Annotated in this window: 15 protein-coding genes; 7 read left to right on the top strand and 8 right to left on the bottom strand. The window is 57.8% G+C overall.

Annotation, left to right across the window (positions count from 1 at the left end; genetic code table 11):
- Positions 1–68 precede the first annotated feature (68 nt).
- Both ACTRXA_RS07130 and ACTRXA_RS07125 read right to left on the bottom strand, forming a co-directional pair.
- The gene (locus ACTRXA_RS07130; RefSeq protein ID WP_442426516.1) at positions 69–935 is read right to left on the bottom strand and encodes a flagellin N-terminal helical domain-containing protein; all 867 of its coding nucleotides are present in this window, start codon (positions 933–935) and stop codon (positions 69–71) included.
- Positions 936–1,277: 342 nt separating this feature from the next.
- Positions 1,278–1,985, bottom strand: a complete 708-nt coding sequence (locus tag ACTRXA_RS07125) for a cytidylyltransferase domain-containing protein (protein ID WP_442426515.1) — start codon at positions 1,983–1,985, stop codon at positions 1,278–1,280.
- Between the two features lie 80 nt (positions 1,986–2,065).
- Here ACTRXA_RS07125 and ACTRXA_RS07120 point away from each other — a divergent pair, with 80 nt between their 5' ends.
- The 3 genes from ACTRXA_RS07120 (at position 2,066) to ACTRXA_RS07110 (ending at position 3,936) form a co-directional block, all read left to right on the top strand.
- The gene (locus ACTRXA_RS07120; RefSeq protein ID WP_442426514.1) at positions 2,066–2,998 is read left to right on the top strand and encodes a S66 peptidase family protein; all 933 of its coding nucleotides are present in this window, start codon (positions 2,066–2,068) and stop codon (positions 2,996–2,998) included.
- Positions 2,999–3,293: 295 nt separating this feature from the next.
- Complete coding sequence (locus ACTRXA_RS07115) at positions 3,294–3,437, top strand: hypothetical protein (protein ID WP_442426513.1); 144 nt, start codon at positions 3,294–3,296, stop codon at positions 3,435–3,437.
- A 37-nt stretch (positions 3,438–3,474) separates the two neighbouring features.
- Positions 3,475–3,936: a DUF3592 domain-containing protein gene (locus tag ACTRXA_RS07110; RefSeq protein WP_442426512.1), complete on the top strand. Its 462-nt coding sequence runs from the start codon at positions 3,475–3,477 to the stop codon at positions 3,934–3,936.
- Here the strand turns inward: ACTRXA_RS07110 and ACTRXA_RS07105 are convergent, their stop codons facing one another.
- The 3 genes from ACTRXA_RS07105 to hisA all read right to left on the bottom strand — a co-directional run bounded on the left by ACTRXA_RS07105 (position 3,937) and on the right by hisA (position 6,684).
- A complete protein-coding gene (locus tag ACTRXA_RS07105; RefSeq protein ID WP_442426511.1) occupies positions 3,937–4,872 on the bottom strand; it encodes a DUF481 domain-containing protein in 936 nt (311 codons plus the stop codon). It lies immediately after the preceding gene.
- Between the two features lie 251 nt (positions 4,873–5,123).
- On the bottom strand, positions 5,124–5,960 hold the full coding sequence (gene hisF, locus ACTRXA_RS07100; protein ID WP_442426510.1) for an imidazole glycerol phosphate synthase subunit HisF: 837 nt from the start codon (positions 5,958–5,960) through the stop codon (positions 5,124–5,126).
- Positions 5,950–6,684: a 1-(5-phosphoribosyl)-5-[(5-phosphoribosylamino)methylideneamino]imidazole-4-carboxamide isomerase gene (gene hisA / locus ACTRXA_RS07095; RefSeq protein ID WP_005008705.1), complete on the bottom strand. Its 735-nt coding sequence runs from the start codon at positions 6,682–6,684 to the stop codon at positions 5,950–5,952. Before hisA ends, hisF begins: the two co-directional genes overlap by 11 nt.
- Before the next feature lie 230 nt (positions 6,685–6,914).
- Between hisA and rfbC the strand changes: the two genes are divergently transcribed.
- On the top strand, positions 6,915–7,463 hold the full coding sequence (rfbC, locus tag ACTRXA_RS07090; protein ID WP_442426509.1) for a dTDP-4-dehydrorhamnose 3,5-epimerase: 549 nt from the start codon (positions 6,915–6,917) through the stop codon (positions 7,461–7,463).
- Positions 7,464–7,508: 45 nt separating this feature from the next.
- Here rfbC and ACTRXA_RS07085 read toward each other — a convergent pair whose 3' ends face one another.
- Positions 7,509–8,168, bottom strand: a complete 660-nt coding sequence (locus ACTRXA_RS07085; RefSeq protein WP_442426508.1) for a hypothetical protein — start codon at positions 8,166–8,168, stop codon at positions 7,509–7,511.
- Positions 8,169–8,404: 236 nt separating this feature from the next.
- On the opposite strand from ACTRXA_RS07085, the gene ACTRXA_RS07080 reads away from it, so the two are divergent.
- The 3 genes from ACTRXA_RS07080 to ACTRXA_RS07070 all read left to right on the top strand — a co-directional run bounded on the left by ACTRXA_RS07080 (position 8,405) and on the right by ACTRXA_RS07070 (position 12,541).
- Positions 8,405–9,139: a hypothetical protein gene (locus ACTRXA_RS07080; protein WP_442426507.1), complete on the top strand. Its 735-nt coding sequence runs from the start codon at positions 8,405–8,407 to the stop codon at positions 9,137–9,139.
- A gap of 116 nt (positions 9,140–9,255) precedes the next feature.
- Positions 9,256–9,957, top strand: a complete 702-nt coding sequence (locus ACTRXA_RS07075) for an ABC transporter ATP-binding protein (protein ID WP_442426506.1) — start codon at positions 9,256–9,258, stop codon at positions 9,955–9,957.
- 4 nt (positions 9,958–9,961) lie between these two features.
- Positions 9,962–12,541 (top strand): ABC transporter permease, encoded by a 2,580-nt coding sequence (locus ACTRXA_RS07070; protein WP_442426505.1) that lies wholly within the window; start codon positions 9,962–9,964, stop codon positions 12,539–12,541.
- 4 nt (positions 12,542–12,545) lie between these two features.
- Here the strand turns inward: ACTRXA_RS07070 and recJ are convergent, their stop codons facing one another.
- The gene (gene recJ, locus ACTRXA_RS07065) at positions 12,546–14,294 is read right to left on the bottom strand and encodes a single-stranded-DNA-specific exonuclease RecJ (RefSeq protein ID WP_442426504.1); all 1,749 of its coding nucleotides are present in this window, start codon (positions 14,292–14,294) and stop codon (positions 12,546–12,548) included.
- Positions 14,295–14,355: 61 nt separating this feature from the next.
- Complete coding sequence (locus ACTRXA_RS07060) at positions 14,356–15,027, bottom strand: ribonuclease HII (protein ID WP_442426691.1); 672 nt, start codon at positions 15,025–15,027, stop codon at positions 14,356–14,358.
- Positions 15,028–15,144: the final 117 nt, after the last annotated feature.

Here is a 15,144-nt window from a genome sequence, read left to right as displayed (position 1 = left end):
ATTCGCCAATCGTTCCAGCGAATAATTGATGATTTTAATCCCTTAATAGGGAGAATCCTTCCCTGCGGTTACTGGAGCAGCTGCAGGACCGACTGCGGAATCAGGTTTGCCTGACCGACCATAGCGGTTGAGGCCTCTACCAGGATCTGGTTTCGCGTCAGGTTGGCGATTTCCTGTGCGATGTCCGCGTCGCGGATCTGCGACTCGGCGGCCTGCACGTTCTCGATGGTGACGGACAGGTTGTTGATGGTCCGCACCAGCCGGTTCTGCACCGCTCCGATCTTGCCGCGCGCTGTAGATACGGTTTCGATCGCGGTGGTGATCGCCTCCAGCGTGGTCAAAGCATTGGCCACCGACGTGATGGACAAAGCCGTTCCTGAAAGAGCGCTGATTCCCAGGGTTGAGGTGTTGATGGCGTCCAGGTCCACTTCGGCGTTCAAATCGAAACGGCTGTCGGATGAGGAGTCGATGCCGATCTGAATGACAATGGGATTGGCGCCGCCCGCGCTCATCGAACCGTCGAGCAGTTTTTGCCCGTTGAAGTTGGTGGCGCTTGAGATGCGGTTGATTTCGGAGCGGAGCTGGTCGAACTCGATCTGCAGGGTGGCGCGCTCGCTGTCGCCCAGGGTGCCCGTGGCCGCCTGTGCCGCCAGCTCCTTGATGCGAATCAGCATGTCCGCGGTTTCGCCCAGTCCGGCCTCGGCAACGTTGATCATGGAAACGCCGTCGTTGGCGTTGCGCAGGGCCTGGGTCAGCGCGCGGATGTCGCCGCGCAGTTTTTCCGAGAGGGCGAGTCCCGCCGGGTCGTCGGCGCCGCGGTTGATGCGCAGGCCCGAGGAGATCCGCTCGATGGACTGCGTCAGCCGGTTGTTGTTGACTCCCAGCAGACGCTGTGCCGTCAGGGACGGAATGTTGTTGAAAATCCGAATTGCCATTGTTCAATCCTCCTTGACCGTTTGTCTTCCCGGGACCGGCTTCCGTGCCAACCCGTTACTTGTTGCGGTGACATTCCCATAAATGGAATGGGATCTGTTCTGGATATGAGGTTCAGTCGAACCTTCATCCGTGCTCACTGAATCTATCGGGATATTCCGACATTACTTTATAAACAAAATGTATTTTTGGCCGGAATTCACGCAGGGCACGGTTTGACGGCGATTTTGGTTGGGGAGGAAAATGAAGGCAGGAGGGAGATCTTGAATGGGTAACAACATGCCTTATACAACTTAACGGCAGACTATCTTGAAAACTTGAATGACTCTTTGCGAAATTGTGACTCAGGTCAGGTTGTACCCGGCGATGCCCGGGTTCTGGCTGAGGAAATAGATGACCTCGTCCAGCGCCACGATACCGGAATCGTTCAAGTATTTTCCGTACAACATACCCAGCAGTTCATGGTCTTTCGCCGTTTCAACGACCAGTCGAACGTTGACGTTGCGCAGGTACCAGGGGGCACGGGTGGTGGCGGCCTGCAGTCCGTGGGCGGGATCCTCCAAAGCGGCCATAAGAGACCCGGGGTCGGCGATGGACCTGTTTGTTTCCGATAACGTGCGACACACCTCCAGCCGGATCACCGGGGCGGTGGTGCCGGGAGGAACGTAATCGGAAGTGGTGGTATAATCGGCCCGGGATTTCTGGTGCTCTTTTAAGAGGGCATCGAGGAGTTCGGCATCGAACAATGGCAGGTTGGCGCCGACGGGAACAACCTGATCCGCACCCAGTTCTTCCGCCGCCTGGATCCAGGAACGGGGTGAGGATGGAGATGCGGTCATGGTGAACCCCACTCCCATAGCTTCCGCCACCTGTGCCAAACGTTCGGTGGGCGCGTCTTCATCAGCTAACAGGACGATGCGGTCGACGCGACTGGAATTTCTCAGGCGTTGAAGCACATGCTGAACCATGGGTATTCCCTCCAGCGGATTGAGGGCATGGCCGGGATCGGTCTCCGGCCTGTTGGGGGCGTAAACGATGGCGGCAGGGGTCATGTTCCTGTTCTCGAAATAAAGGTTCCTTAATTAAGGCGCAACCGTACTTTAATTCCCGTAACGCTCATCCGGAGTACTGAATGGCCAAATCCCGATTGACGCGCCCGAAGAAACTGAAGCAGGGGGATGCCGTCGGCATCGTTGCTCCGGCGGGTCCGGTGGACCCCGAACAACTGGAAAAGGGATTGCGCGTGATCCGGGGCATGGGGTTTCAACCGGTCCTGGGTGAAAACATTGCCGCCCGCAACGGGTTCCTTGCCGGGAATGATGCGGACCGCGCGCAGGACCTGATGGCGATGTTCGAGAACCCCGAGATAAAAGGCATATTCTGTGCGCGGGGAGGGTACGGGGTCAACCGCATTTTGCCGTTGCTCAAGCCAAAGGTTATCCAGGCGAACCCGAAAGTGGTGGTGGGGTCCAGCGACATCACGCTGTTGCTGTTGTATCTCCTGCAAAAATGCTCGCTGATCGGGTTTCATGGTCCGATGGTGTCCGGGAGTTTCGGGTGCCGGCCGATGACCCTGTCCAAAACGCAGTTCCGCAAAACGCTCACCGCCACTCCCGGTGCCGGAAAACTGGCCGCACCGCACGCGCGGGTCCTTCGGCCGGGCAAGGCACGGGGACGCCTCACCGGGGGTTGCCTCACTCTCCTGTGCCGGTCTCTCCGCACTCCGTATGAAATCCAGACCGACGGCCACCTGCTGGTCATCGAGGATGTCAACGAACCCGCCTACCGGATTGACGGCATGCTGTGGCAATTGAAAACCGCGGGGAAGTTCAAAAACATCAAGGGCCTGGTTGTGGGGGAGATGGTTCAGTGCAGTAACGGGGCCCACGGAGGGGCCAGGCTGGACGACGTGTTTCTGGACGCCCTGAGCGACACCTCGTTTCCCATTCTTGCTAACTGTCCCGTGGGCCATGGAAACGAAATGTGGACCCTGCCCTGGGGTGTGGAGGCTGCAATGACTGCCGAATCACGCCTGCTGGAAATCAAGGGAACCCCACTGAGCTGACCGGTGTTCACCGGAAACCACAATCCTTCCCGTTTTTCCTCACCCAAACCCTGCGATGCCCTTATTTTTCCCTGGTTCAGATTTTTTCAAAAATTAGATAATCCGAACTTGACGAATTCATGTCCAGCCTTTCAAATAAAAAAAGGTAAGCCGATTACAGGGGGGGCAATCCATGGCGGTGGAATGCATTCATTGCGGAAATTTCGTGGAGGAGGGGGCGGGGGTCTGTGCCGTGTGCGGCGGAGCGCTTTCAGGACGCAGGAGGACCCCGTCATTTGAGGATTCCGGGTCCCTTATGAAGTGGAGCTGGAATAATCTTCGCAACAACTGGCAGGAATGGTTTGCTTTCCACCCTGCAGAGGCGTTGATCTTCAAGGCTCTCCTCGCTCTTCTTGGGGTCATGTTTGCGGTTACCGTGTACCTTTCAATTTCAGGTTGAGAATCGAACACTTTTTCTTTAAGGATGTCCATATATAATGGTTGCGAACTGGATGGGTCTGATCTTCGCGGTGGCCGGAGTGGGCGCCGTGGCGTACGCCTGGCGAATCCGGAATAAAGCCGAGGCCGCCCGTTTCTGGCCCGTGGCAACGGGTAAGGTCCAGCGTTCCTCCATCAAGCTGAAGAGTGGAGGGGGCTACCAGTCTCCCAACAGCACCTACCGCGCCGACGTGCGTTACCGTTACCGCGTCGGCGGTCGCTCCTACTCGAACAACAAGATCCTCATCGGCGGGCAGTTGCAGATGGGGTTTCGAAGCCGTGCCGAAGAACACTGCCGCCGCTATCCCGCAAATAGCGAGGTGGAAGTTTTGTACAACCCCGACAATCCGCAGGAAGCCTGCCTGGAAGCTCGTGAGGAAACCTCCGGCTTCCTGCAACTCATCGGTGGGGGTTTCGCCGTGTTTGGAGCCCTGCTCTACCTGGGCCTCTTGCCGTTCTGATCAACCTCCGAACTCGTATTGAAGAGAAAAGATGAAGGTCTGGTCGGTTTTCTTGATGCCGGTGGAGGGCTTCGAGTTCTGGTCGAGGATGTGGGTCAGCTTGAACGACCAGTATTCGGTGAACTTGGTGTTCAGCGAGGCCTCGTTGCGCAAACGGTATTCGGCGGGCTGGGCGATTTTCGGGTACACCAGCAGGAAGTTGGTGAACTTGAGGCTGTCATTGAACAGGTACATGAGGTTCGAGGCAATACGCGCCGTCGTGAACCGCTCGTCCTCACCCACTCTCAAGTCTTCAGAAAAATAGGTGACGCCCAGTTCGAACTCCAGGTTTTTGGTGTCGTTGTCCCAAAATTTGTAACCCACACCGCCACCGATGATGGCGCGCAGGTTGAGGTTCTTGAACTCGTCTTTCAGAAGTTCGGTGCTGATCAGCCCGTAAAATCGGTTCGTGAAAAAGTGATCGAATTTGAACGCGCCGAAGGTGTTCCTGCTGTTGATCTCGCCATCCTGTTCGACGTAATTGTGGAAGGCGCGGAGGGACAGACGATCCCGTTCCCATTTCCGTTCGGCTTCGGCGCCGGCGCTGATGCTGGTCACCTGCACGTTTCCGGATTGCAGGGACCCGCCGACAAACACATTGCCCGTCCACCTCCGCGGGGTTCTGTTGATGTATTTGATCTCGTCCCAGCGAAGGGACACCACTTCCTCCATGGGAATGAGTTCGATCCCCATGCTGCCATCTTCCCTTGTCACCAGCCGGCCCTTTAAAATCCCTCCCGTTTTCAGCTCGACGGTAACGACTTCCTCGGTGGTGATGGTCTGGATCTCCTCCACCGGAATCCTGATTTTCTTTGCATAATTGGTTGAGAAGGTCAGTTCGCCTTCCTTGAACGAACGGATGGTTCCCTTCAGCACATTGCCGTCGCCGAAATGCACTTCCCCTGCCCATGAAGTGGGGGGAACGCACACAGGGGTCAAAAGCGTGATGAAAAAAAATAATTTGCGAACGGCTGTAGAAGAAACCATGGAAGCCGGGCACGGGTGAGAAGGTGGTTTTAAAATCCGCCCGAATGGGACAAGTCTCCATCCGGTTTTGAGCCTACCAAGATAGAAATGAAAGCGGTAAAAATCAACCCGGAATCACGATTTGGCGGGAAAAACAAACGTATCGTAACAGGGAAAAAACTTCAAATGCGGATGGCGATGCCACGTTGTTTGAGGTACCGCTTGCTTTCGGGAATGGTCAGTTCCTTGAAATGGAAGATGGAAGCGGCCAGAACCGCGTCCGCCTTACCCTCCACAATGCCAGCGTGAAGGTGTTCCAGCGTTCCTGCCCCTCCGGATGCGACGAGCGGAATGGTGATGGCCTCGGCCACGGTGCGGTTGAGCGGCAGGTCGTATCCCGCTTTCGTACCGTCACGATCCATGCTCGTCAACAGAATCTCGCCGGCTCCATAGGATTCCATCAGCCGCGCCCACAAAACGGCATTGATGCCCATCGGGTTGCGTCCTCCGTGCGTGTACACCTCCCACGCGGGTTCGGGCGCTTCCGGCATGACGAACAGGGTGGGGTGCTGGTTCTTCCATTCCACCGCAGGCGGGTTTGGCGGCTGGTTTCGGTTCACCTGCTTGGCGTCGATGGCGACGACGATGCACTGGCTTCCGAATTTCTCCGCCGCCTGCTTGACGAACTCTGGATTGTGCACGGCGGCGGTGTTGATGGCGACTTTGTCCGCGCCCGCTTTCAACAGGTTGCGGATGTCGTCCAGCGTGCGCACGCCGCCACCCACGGTGAGCGGCATGAATACGTTTTCCGCAGTGCGTTGCACGACATCCAGAATGATGCCGCGCTTTTCGTGCGAAGCGGTGATGTCCAGAAACGTCAACTCATCCGCGCCTTCTTTTTCGTAAGCGGCGGCGATCTCAACGGGATCGCCTGCATCGCGCAGGTTGACGAACTGCACACCTTTCACCACGCGCCCGTCCTTGACGTCCAGGCAGGGAATGATGCGTTTAGCCAGCATGCGCCTGCACCTGCGAAAGCACGTCGCGGTAGTCGATGCTCTTGTCGTAAAGCGCCTTGCCGATGATCATGCCATCGACGCCGCAGTCCTTCAGTTGCACGAGGTTGAGGGCGTCCTCAACGCGGCTCACCCCGCCCGAAGCGATGACGGGAAGCGACGTCGCCTGCGCAAAGGCACGGATGCTGTCCAGGTTCGGACCCTGCATCATGCCGTCGCGGCTGATGTCTGTGAAGATGAACCCGGCGACGCCCATCGGTTCCATCTGCTTTGCCAGATCGGTGGCCTTCTGGTCGGATACCTCCACCCAGCCTTTCACGGCAACCATTCCGTCGCGGGCGTCGATGCCGACCATGATCTTTCCGGGAAAACGTTTGCAGGCTTCGGCGACGAACTCCGGTTCCTGCTGTGCGATGGTGCCGAGGATCACGCGGTACACACCCGCGTTGACGTAAGCTTCGATGGTTTCCAGGTTCCGGATGCCGCCCCCGACCTGGATGTCCACGGTGCTGCTGTAGATGATGTTTTTGATGAGGTCCTGGTTCACCGGGCGTCCGTCGAATGCACCGTCCAGATCGACCACGTGGATCAACTGGGCGCCCTGTTCGTCCCAGTGGGCGGCCATGTCCGCAGGATCGTCGGAATACACGGTTTCCTGGTCCGCCTTGCCCTGGGTGAGGCGGACGCACCGACCCCCCTTGATGTCAACTGCCGGAATGACGCGCACGAATGGGATCTCCTGAGTTTGGGGTTTGGAAGAAAACGGATGGATTATAAGGAGAAGAACGGGGACTGTCAACGCGACCGGCCGGGTCGCTCACCCGGGTTCATTTTAGCAGGATTTACCGTGGATCCCGGCAAGCCCTTTCGAAAGCGGCCCGGAGGGCGGTGGAAAGCGTTCCCCCTTTACGGTACAATTCCGCCACGTACGCCCTGCGGGCGGCGAAAGGACAATTCATGAAATTCATTCCCACCGAACTGGACGGCGTGATTCTTATAGAACCCGTTGTGCATGAAGACCCGCGCGGGTTTTTCCTGGAAACCTACGTCCGTTCCCATTTCAAAAGTCACGGCATCGACGTGGTGTTCGTTCAGGACAATCACGCCAAGTCGAGCCAGGGCGTCCTGAGAGGCATGCATTACCAGGTTCGGCATGGTCAGGCCAAGCTGGTTCGTGTGGTGCAGGGCGAGGTGTACGACGTGGCGGTGGACGTGCGTCCGGATTCTCCTTCATTTGGTCGCTGGGTGGGCCGCACCCTGTCCGCCGACAACAAACGTCAGTTGTTCCTTCCCTCCGGATTCGCACACGGATACTGCGTACTCAGTGAAACCGCGGAGGTGATTTACAAGTGTTCTGAGTATTACCATCCGGAAGACGAGGGAGGACTGATCTGGAACGATCCGGAATTGGGCATCGACTGGCCGGTGAACAATCCGGTGCTTTCGGAGAAAGACCGGCATCACCCGCGATTGAAAAACATTCTACCGCCCCAGGTCAAGTGCTAGGGGTTCCCCCGGTGGGTTGAGGAATCGTGTCCGGTTGGACGAGGATCAGGAGTTGATTTCAAGCGAGTGCATGAACTTGTCGAAAATCAACTGCACGTTCTTGTCGATGTTGACCACCTTTTCCGGGTTTTTGGACTGGTACGTGCCCAGTGCGTCGTCGATCTGACTTTTCAACTGTTCCTGGAATTTCGGGAAACTTTTCATCTCCTTCAAATATTCCCCGATGATCTCTTCCATGATCTCATACGCGGGTTGGGAGTCCATCGATTCGTTGTATGACATGCCCTGCTGACCCATTTCCTGTAAAAACGCCTTGATGCGCCCGGTGTAAATGTCGTACTTCTCTTCACCAAGCAGGGATTTGACGGAGTCGGCGAGCAAGGGGAAAAGGCATTCCTTGAACAGCGGTCCCTTCAGCTGGTCTTCGAGCTTGTGCAGAAAGAATCTTCCCACGTGGTTGCGCCGCTGGCCCTCTTTTTCCGTGAGGAAGTACTGTTCGATGAGCGGACGCGACCCTTCTTCGAACGAGGACTCCACGCAGAGGTCGCAAATCTGCACCGCTTCATTTTCCGCCATGGTCTGGATTTCCTCGTCGGAAGCCTTGGGGTGCTGGCGCATCAGTTGAATGGTTTTGCGTACGATCACACGGCGGAACTGCTTGGTCCGTTGCGATTCTTCAATGAATAAAGGTGTGTATTCTTCCATCGTTAAAGACCCGTTTAGGATTGGGGCAATGCCGGATAACACGGCGTTTCACAATCATTTTGCTTTCGGCTACACCTGGGGCTTCAAAAACAGGCGGCCCAGCCTTAAGTATTTCACAGTGCCTGCCGTTAATTATAAAGGAAAAGGTTTCAATTGGAAATGTAGTTATTGCAAATTAAATCAAATATGTAGCGGTTATCATGGAAATTCGTCCCATTTCCGAAAATTCAGCGATTTTGGCCCATCAAGGCGTGAAGGTGAATGCGGGCGTCTCTTTGTCCGGCGACCTGAACCTGACCACCCAGGAAGGCGATAAGGTCCAGATTTCTTTTGGTTCCGATCGCGCGGTCTCCGGCTCGCGAAGCCAGACACGGACGGCCGACGGATCTGTCGTGGAACGGTTTTCCCTGACTGCTATCGCCGCGTCCCGGTATTCGGTTACGGTGCAGGGCGACCTCAACGAAGACGAGCTGGCTTCCATCCAGCGTCTCGTGGATTTGGTCGATCCGCTGGCCGCGGATTTTTTCGCGGGACGGGACATCGATCTCGCCGGTTCTGCAACCACTCTGGCGGACAACCTGGGCGTCATTCAGGAATTGTCGTTGGAGCTGGAGAAAACCACCTTCGCGTCGGTTCAGGGGACCCGTTTCTCCCGTGCACCGCAAGGCGGCCCTGCGGGTAATCCTTCTCTGCAAAATGGCTTGCCCGATTCAAGCAACGTTCGCGACTTCCCTGCGTTGGTGGAATCGGTGCTGGATGCGGTGTTCTCGAAATTCGCCGCCGGAAAACTGGATGAGGCAAACATCGTGCACCAGTTCGGCGATTTCCTGGAGTTCCTGAAAAACCGGTTGCAATTTCCGAAGGAAGACGGAGGCGATACCGTTGAGACCTCTACACCTGAGCCTGCTCCGACAGAGTCGGCTCCCTCTGCCTCCTCCAATCCTGTCGAATCCCCCGACTCCGACGATTAAGCCTTCAAGTCAGCCCCGCTTTTCAAACCCCTGTCCTGCAAGGGGGGATCTGTGCCTTGGTCCCCGTTCAAACTCTGGTATGATGGCGCTTCGTTTGTGTTCTGGAGCGTATTTTCATGCCCACAGCCCATCCCATCATCACTCTTGAAAACGTTTCACGGTTCTACCAGGCGGGATCGGTGCGCGTCACTGCGCTCTCCGGCATCGACATGCAGTTGATCCAGGGCGATTTCGTAACCATCATGGGGCCGAGCGGTGGAGGGAAAACAACCCTCCTCAACCTCATGGGCGGACTCGACCGGCCGGACGAAGGCGACATCCACATCAACGGGCATCATGTTTCGGAAATGAACGACCGCCAGCTCACGGAACTGCGGCGGAAAGAGATCGGTTTTGTGTTCCAGTTCTTCAACCTGCTTCCCACCTTGACCGTTTGGGAGAACGTGGAACTGCCTCTCTTGCTGAGCGGCGCCCCCGGCCGCGCCCGGCAATCCATCGAAACACTCCTCGATTACGTCGGCCTGCTTGCACGCAAGGACTCGTTTCCGGCGGAGATGTCCGGCGGTGAGATGCAGCGGGTCGCCATCGCCCGCGCATTGGTTCACCAGCCGTCGATCGTGCTTGCGGACGAACCCACCGGCAACCTCGATTCCGAAAACGGGCACAAGATTCTCGACATTCTCAAAAAAGCATCGGACGATTTTGCAACCACGGTTGTGGTGGTGACGCACAATCCCACCGCCGCCGAGTACGGCAACCGTCATTTCCGCATTCAGGACGGTCGCCTGCAGACCGTCAACGGCAACGCAGGCGGGTGACGTCATGAGGGAAGCGGTGTATTTCAAAAACCTGTTCGGCCCGCTCATCGTGCGTCCCCTGTGGCGCGACCCGTTCCGGTTTTTCATCACCACCTTCGGCGTGGCGCTGGGCGTCGCGGTGTTTTTGAGCATCCAGCTCGCCAACCGGCAGACCCTGAGTTCGTTCACCGAAACCGTGGACCTGGTGCTCGGCCGTGCCAACGCGGTAGTGCATGCCGACGGTGTTCCTTTCGACGAAACGGTTTTCAAAAAACTGCTTCCACTACGCGATACCATCAAAGCGTACCCGGTGATCGAGGGATATGGAGTGGAAACAAAAAGCGAGGAAGTGGTGGAAATCCTCGGCACGGACCTGTTGCAGGACAGCGGCATCCGCGATTTTTCATTGAAGACCGCCGACGACACCCTGCAGGGCCTCCTTCCCCTCATCCTCGATCCGCGCGGCATCGTCATCCCGGAGACGTTCATTCCCGATCAGAATTTTCAGCCGGGGGATGCCATCGAATTTATCATCAACGGTCAACCGGTCACCTTGCGCGTCACGGGGGTCCTGGAGAACAAGGGCATCGCCAAAGCGTTCAAGGGTAACGTGGCATTGATGGACATCGCCGCGGCACAGTCCGTGTTCGGCAAAATCGGACAGCTCGACCGCATCGATATCCGGTTTCTCAAAGACAAAAATTTCGACCGCATGCAGGCGGAGATGAAACAGGTGCTCCCTGATTTTCTGCGCGTGGATCGGCCGCAACACCGGGGCAGGCAGGTGGAGAAAATGTTGCGCGCGTTCCAGTACAACCTGACCGCGCTCAGTTTCGTCGCCCTGCTGGTCGGGCTGTACCTCATTTACAACATGATCTCGCTATCGGTGGTGCGCCGCCGGACGGAGATCGGCACCCTGCGCGCGCTGGGTGCGTCGCCTTACTGGATCGCCGCCATCTTCATCCTGGAGGCAGGGGTGATCGGCGCCATCGGTTCGGCATTCGGCGTCGCCATCGGCTATTTTCTGGCGAAGTTTTCATTGCAGGCCATCACACTCACCGTGCAGAACCTGTACGTGTCCGCCAACGTGGCGGACTTCGATTTTCACTGGAGCGAGGGCATTCCCTATTTCTTGCTGGGGGTGGTCTTGTCGTTGTGCTCGGCATTGCTTCCCGCATACGATGCGGCGACCACCCACCCGACGCAGGTGATGCGCCGCGGCAGTTACGATCTGAAAGTTTTCCGCGGCAACCGCAGGCTGACTTACCTGGGGCTGGCGTGCCTGGCCTGGGCGGTGGCGTGCGTGCCTTTGCCCGCCATCGGGGGCTTCCCCTGGCTGGGGTTCGCTGCGGTGTTCTTCGTCATCCTCGGCATGTCGTTTCTGTCGCCCGGTGCGCTGGTGGTCCTGCGCGACCTGTCGCACAACCTGTGCAAACGCTGGTTCGGCGGGGAGGGTCTGCTCGCCAGCCGCAACCTCACACAGAACGTGGGACGCAACGCCATTGCCGTGTCATCTCTTGCCATCGCCTTCATGATGGTCATCAGCATGTCGATCATGGTGCACAGTTTCCGCCAGACGGTGACGGTGTGGATCGACCAGACTTTAAAAGCCGACCTGTTCGTGCGTGCGGCCGGGGGCAAACACATCGACTACCAGTACACGTTGCCGCTGAAACCGGTGGCCGAGCTCAAACAACTCGACGGTGTGAAGGCGGTGGACGCCTTCCGTGCGTTGCACATCACGTATGAAAACCAACCGGCGATTCTGGGGTCCGGCGATTTTTCCGTACTGTCGCGCCACGGCAACCTCGTTATCAAGGACGGTCCACCTGCAAGGAAACTTGCCGATTTCATGGTCGGGGCCGACCGCGCCATCGTCTCCGAACCGTTTGCCTACAAGCACAAGGTGGACGTGGGTGACCGGGTCAGGATCGAAACACCCAACGGCGTGATGAACCTGGAGATCGTCGCGGTCTATTACGATTATTCGCAAGAGCGCGGTTACGTCATCGTGGACCGCCGTACGTTTTTGAAATATTACAACGACCCGACCGTAAACAGCTTCGTCGTGTACCTGGAAGACAGGGCCCACCTGCCCACGGTGCGGAAAGCGATCCTCAACACCATCGGTTCGTCGCACCAGGTCATCGTGCGTTCCTACGGTGAACTGAAAGAAGAAGTGCTCAACATTTTCGACAAGACTTTCGCAATCACCTACTCGCTGGAGATCATCGGCATCGGCGTGGCGCTCCTCGGCCTGTTCAACACGCTGGTGTCGCTCATCATTGAGCGTCGCCGTGAACTGGCGGTATTGCGGTTCATCGGGGCGTTTCCGGAACAACTGCGCAAGATGGTGTTGATCGAGGCGGGACTGCTGGGCTGGATCGGGTCGCTGATGGGGCTGGCCGCGGGAATCGTGGTGTCTTACATCCTGATATTCGTCATCAACAAGCAGTCGTTCGGCTGGACCATCCAGGTTTTTCATCCGGTAGCGTTCATGGCGGCGGCGACGTTGTTCTTCGGTGTGGTGGCGGCAGTGGCGGGACTGTACCCGGCCCGGATGGCGATGCGGCAGGACCCGCGTGAGTCCATCCGCGTCGAATGAGGGTTCAGTCTGCCAGGTCGGAGGGCCTCACGTCCAGCAGCTTCAGCTCTACTTTCTCGCGCCCGTTCCACGAGTTCAGTTGCAGCTCGTAGGCAATGTCGATCAACGTGTCGGGGTCGAGGTAGCGGAACGTTTCCGCCAGGCGGAAGCCGACGACATTCACGGTTGTTTTGCCCTGCGTGGCGCGGAAGCGTACGTGCGTGCGGTCGCGGCCGATCTCGCGGAAGTCGCGGATGCGGATTCTTCTTGAACAGAACACCGGAAGGGTGTTCACCTGGCCGAAGGGTCCCAGTTTCTGCATTTCCCTGTATGCACCCATGCCAATGTCCCGGAGGTCCAGCGTGCTGTCGATCTTGAGTTCCGACACCATGCGGTCGTCGGTGAGGTAGGGCGCTCCAACCTCATTAATCGCACGGCGGAAATCGTCGATGCGTTCGGCCTCGATATTGAGCCCGGCTGCGTACGCGTGCCCGCCGTATTGCGTGAGGTGATCCGAGCATTGCGCAAGCGCCTTGTACAGGTTGAACGTCGGAATGCTACGGGCCGAGCCCTTGCCCATGCCGTCCCGGATGGCGATCAGGAACGTCGGCCGGTAGTACTTGTCCGCCAGTTTGGAAGCGACGATGCCGATGACGCCCTGGTGGAAATTTTCGGATGCCAGCACCAATACCTTTTCCTTTTCCAGATCGACCTCGCGTTCGATCAGGTATTCCGCTTCCTCCTGCACGCCCTGTTGCGTGTGCTTGCGTTGTTCGTTGATCTGGTCGAGCTGTTCCGCGATGCGCCGCGCCTCCCCCTGGTCGTGCGTGACCAGAAGATCGAGACCCGAATCGGCACGCCCCAGCCGTCCCGCCGCGTTCAGCCTTGGCGCAAGACCGAATCCGATGGAAAAGGAATCGACTTTGCCGTCGACCCCGGCAACGTGTTTCAGCGCGACGAGCCCCGGTTTTTCCGTGGTGCGAAGGGCTTCCAGGCCGTTGTGCGTGAGCACGTGGTTCTCTCCGGTGAGCGGCGCCATGTCGGCGATGGTGCCCAGCGTGAACAGATCGAGGTGTTTTTTCAGGTTCGGCAGGCGGTCGGCGCTCCACCCGGCATCGCGAAGCGCACGGCGAATGGCAACGGCGAGTTTGAACACGATGCCGACGCCGCTTAAAAATTTAAACGGGTAAGGGCAATCCGGTTGAAACGGATTGAGCACCGCCACCGCGTCGGGCAGTCCTTCTTCCGGGACCTGGTGGTGGTCGGTGACGATGACGTCCAGCCCGATGGTCCGCGCGTAGGCGACCTGTTTGACGGCGGTGATGCCACAGTCGGCGGTAATCACCAGCTTGTTGCCGCGTGCCTTGATTTCGTCGAGCGCGTTTTCGTTGACACCGTAACCTTCCTCCATGCGTTCCGGCAGGTAGTGATCGAAGCGGATGCCGAGCTCGTGAAAGAAATGATGCATGAGCGCGGTGGAAGTGACGCCATCCACGTCGTAGTCGCCGAAAATGGTGATGCCCTCGTCGTTCTCGATGGCAGTGAGGATGCGTTTCACCGCCTTGTCCATGTCGCGCATGAGGTACGGGTCGTGGGTGCCTTCCAGGTCGGCGTCCAGGAACACGCGGCCTTCTTCCGCATCGGTGATGGAGCGGTTGACCAGCAGCGTCGCGGTGAGCGGCGAGATGCGCAGGCGATCTGCAAGGTGTTGCACCGCATCCGGTTCCGGCTCGGCGAACACCCATCGTTTTTTCAGGAGGGACAGTACAGTCATGGTGAAGACGTTCTTGTTACAAAACGGCGTTGCAGGTAAAACGCCGGAGTTTATCAATGGTTCAGGCGCTGGCAAGGGGGTCTGCGGTCGCGGGAACGTGCAGGTGTTCCTTCACACCCTTGAAGGTTTGGCGGTGAATGGGGCAGGGCCCCCACTCGCGAATGCGGTCGCGGTGAAACCGGGTGCCGTAACCTTTGTGCCGGTCGAACCCGTAATGCGGGTACTCGGCATGATAGGTGTCCATGAGACGGTCACGGTGCACTTTGGCCAGCACGGATGCGGCGGCGATCGAAAGGCTTTTGCCGTCTCCGCCCACGATCGTCCGTTGATCGGCGGAAATTTCGATCGCCTGGTTCCCGTCGATGAGCACGAAGTCCGTCTGCAGGGTGAGTTGTTCCACCGCCTGCTTCATGGCAAGGCGTGAAGCCTGCAAAATGTTGATGGCGTCGATCGTTGCCGCATCGACCACTGCAATCGCCTGCGCGCGGCACACATCGAGAATCACGGAATACAAACGTTCCCTTTGCGACGGGGTCAGTTTTTTCGAATCGTCGAGTCCGGGTATCGAAAGCCCGGCAGGCAGGATCACCGCCGCGGCGACCACGGGACCGGCCAGCGGTCCGCGTCCGGCTTCATCCACACCGGCGATGCATTGATACCCGTTAGACTCCGCTTCCCGTTCGAAATCGAGCATGACCCCCCAGCGTTTTGTCCGATCATAGGGTATTCCCATCATGCAGGCAACTCAAAAAACCCGCCGTTGCAATCGCTTCCTGCCGAACCGTATAATCGAAACCATGTTCAAAAAATGGTTTGCCGCAATATTTGTGTTGTGCGCATTGGTTTACGG

The organism is Nitrospina sp. P1_D6 (genome assembly GCF_052156615.1).
Classification (GTDB): domain Bacteria; phylum Nitrospinota; class Nitrospinia; order Nitrospinales; family Nitrospinaceae; genus Nitrospina.
Note: the sequence above shows the minus strand (reverse complement) of the source record. Positions and strands in the feature narration are given on the sequence as shown.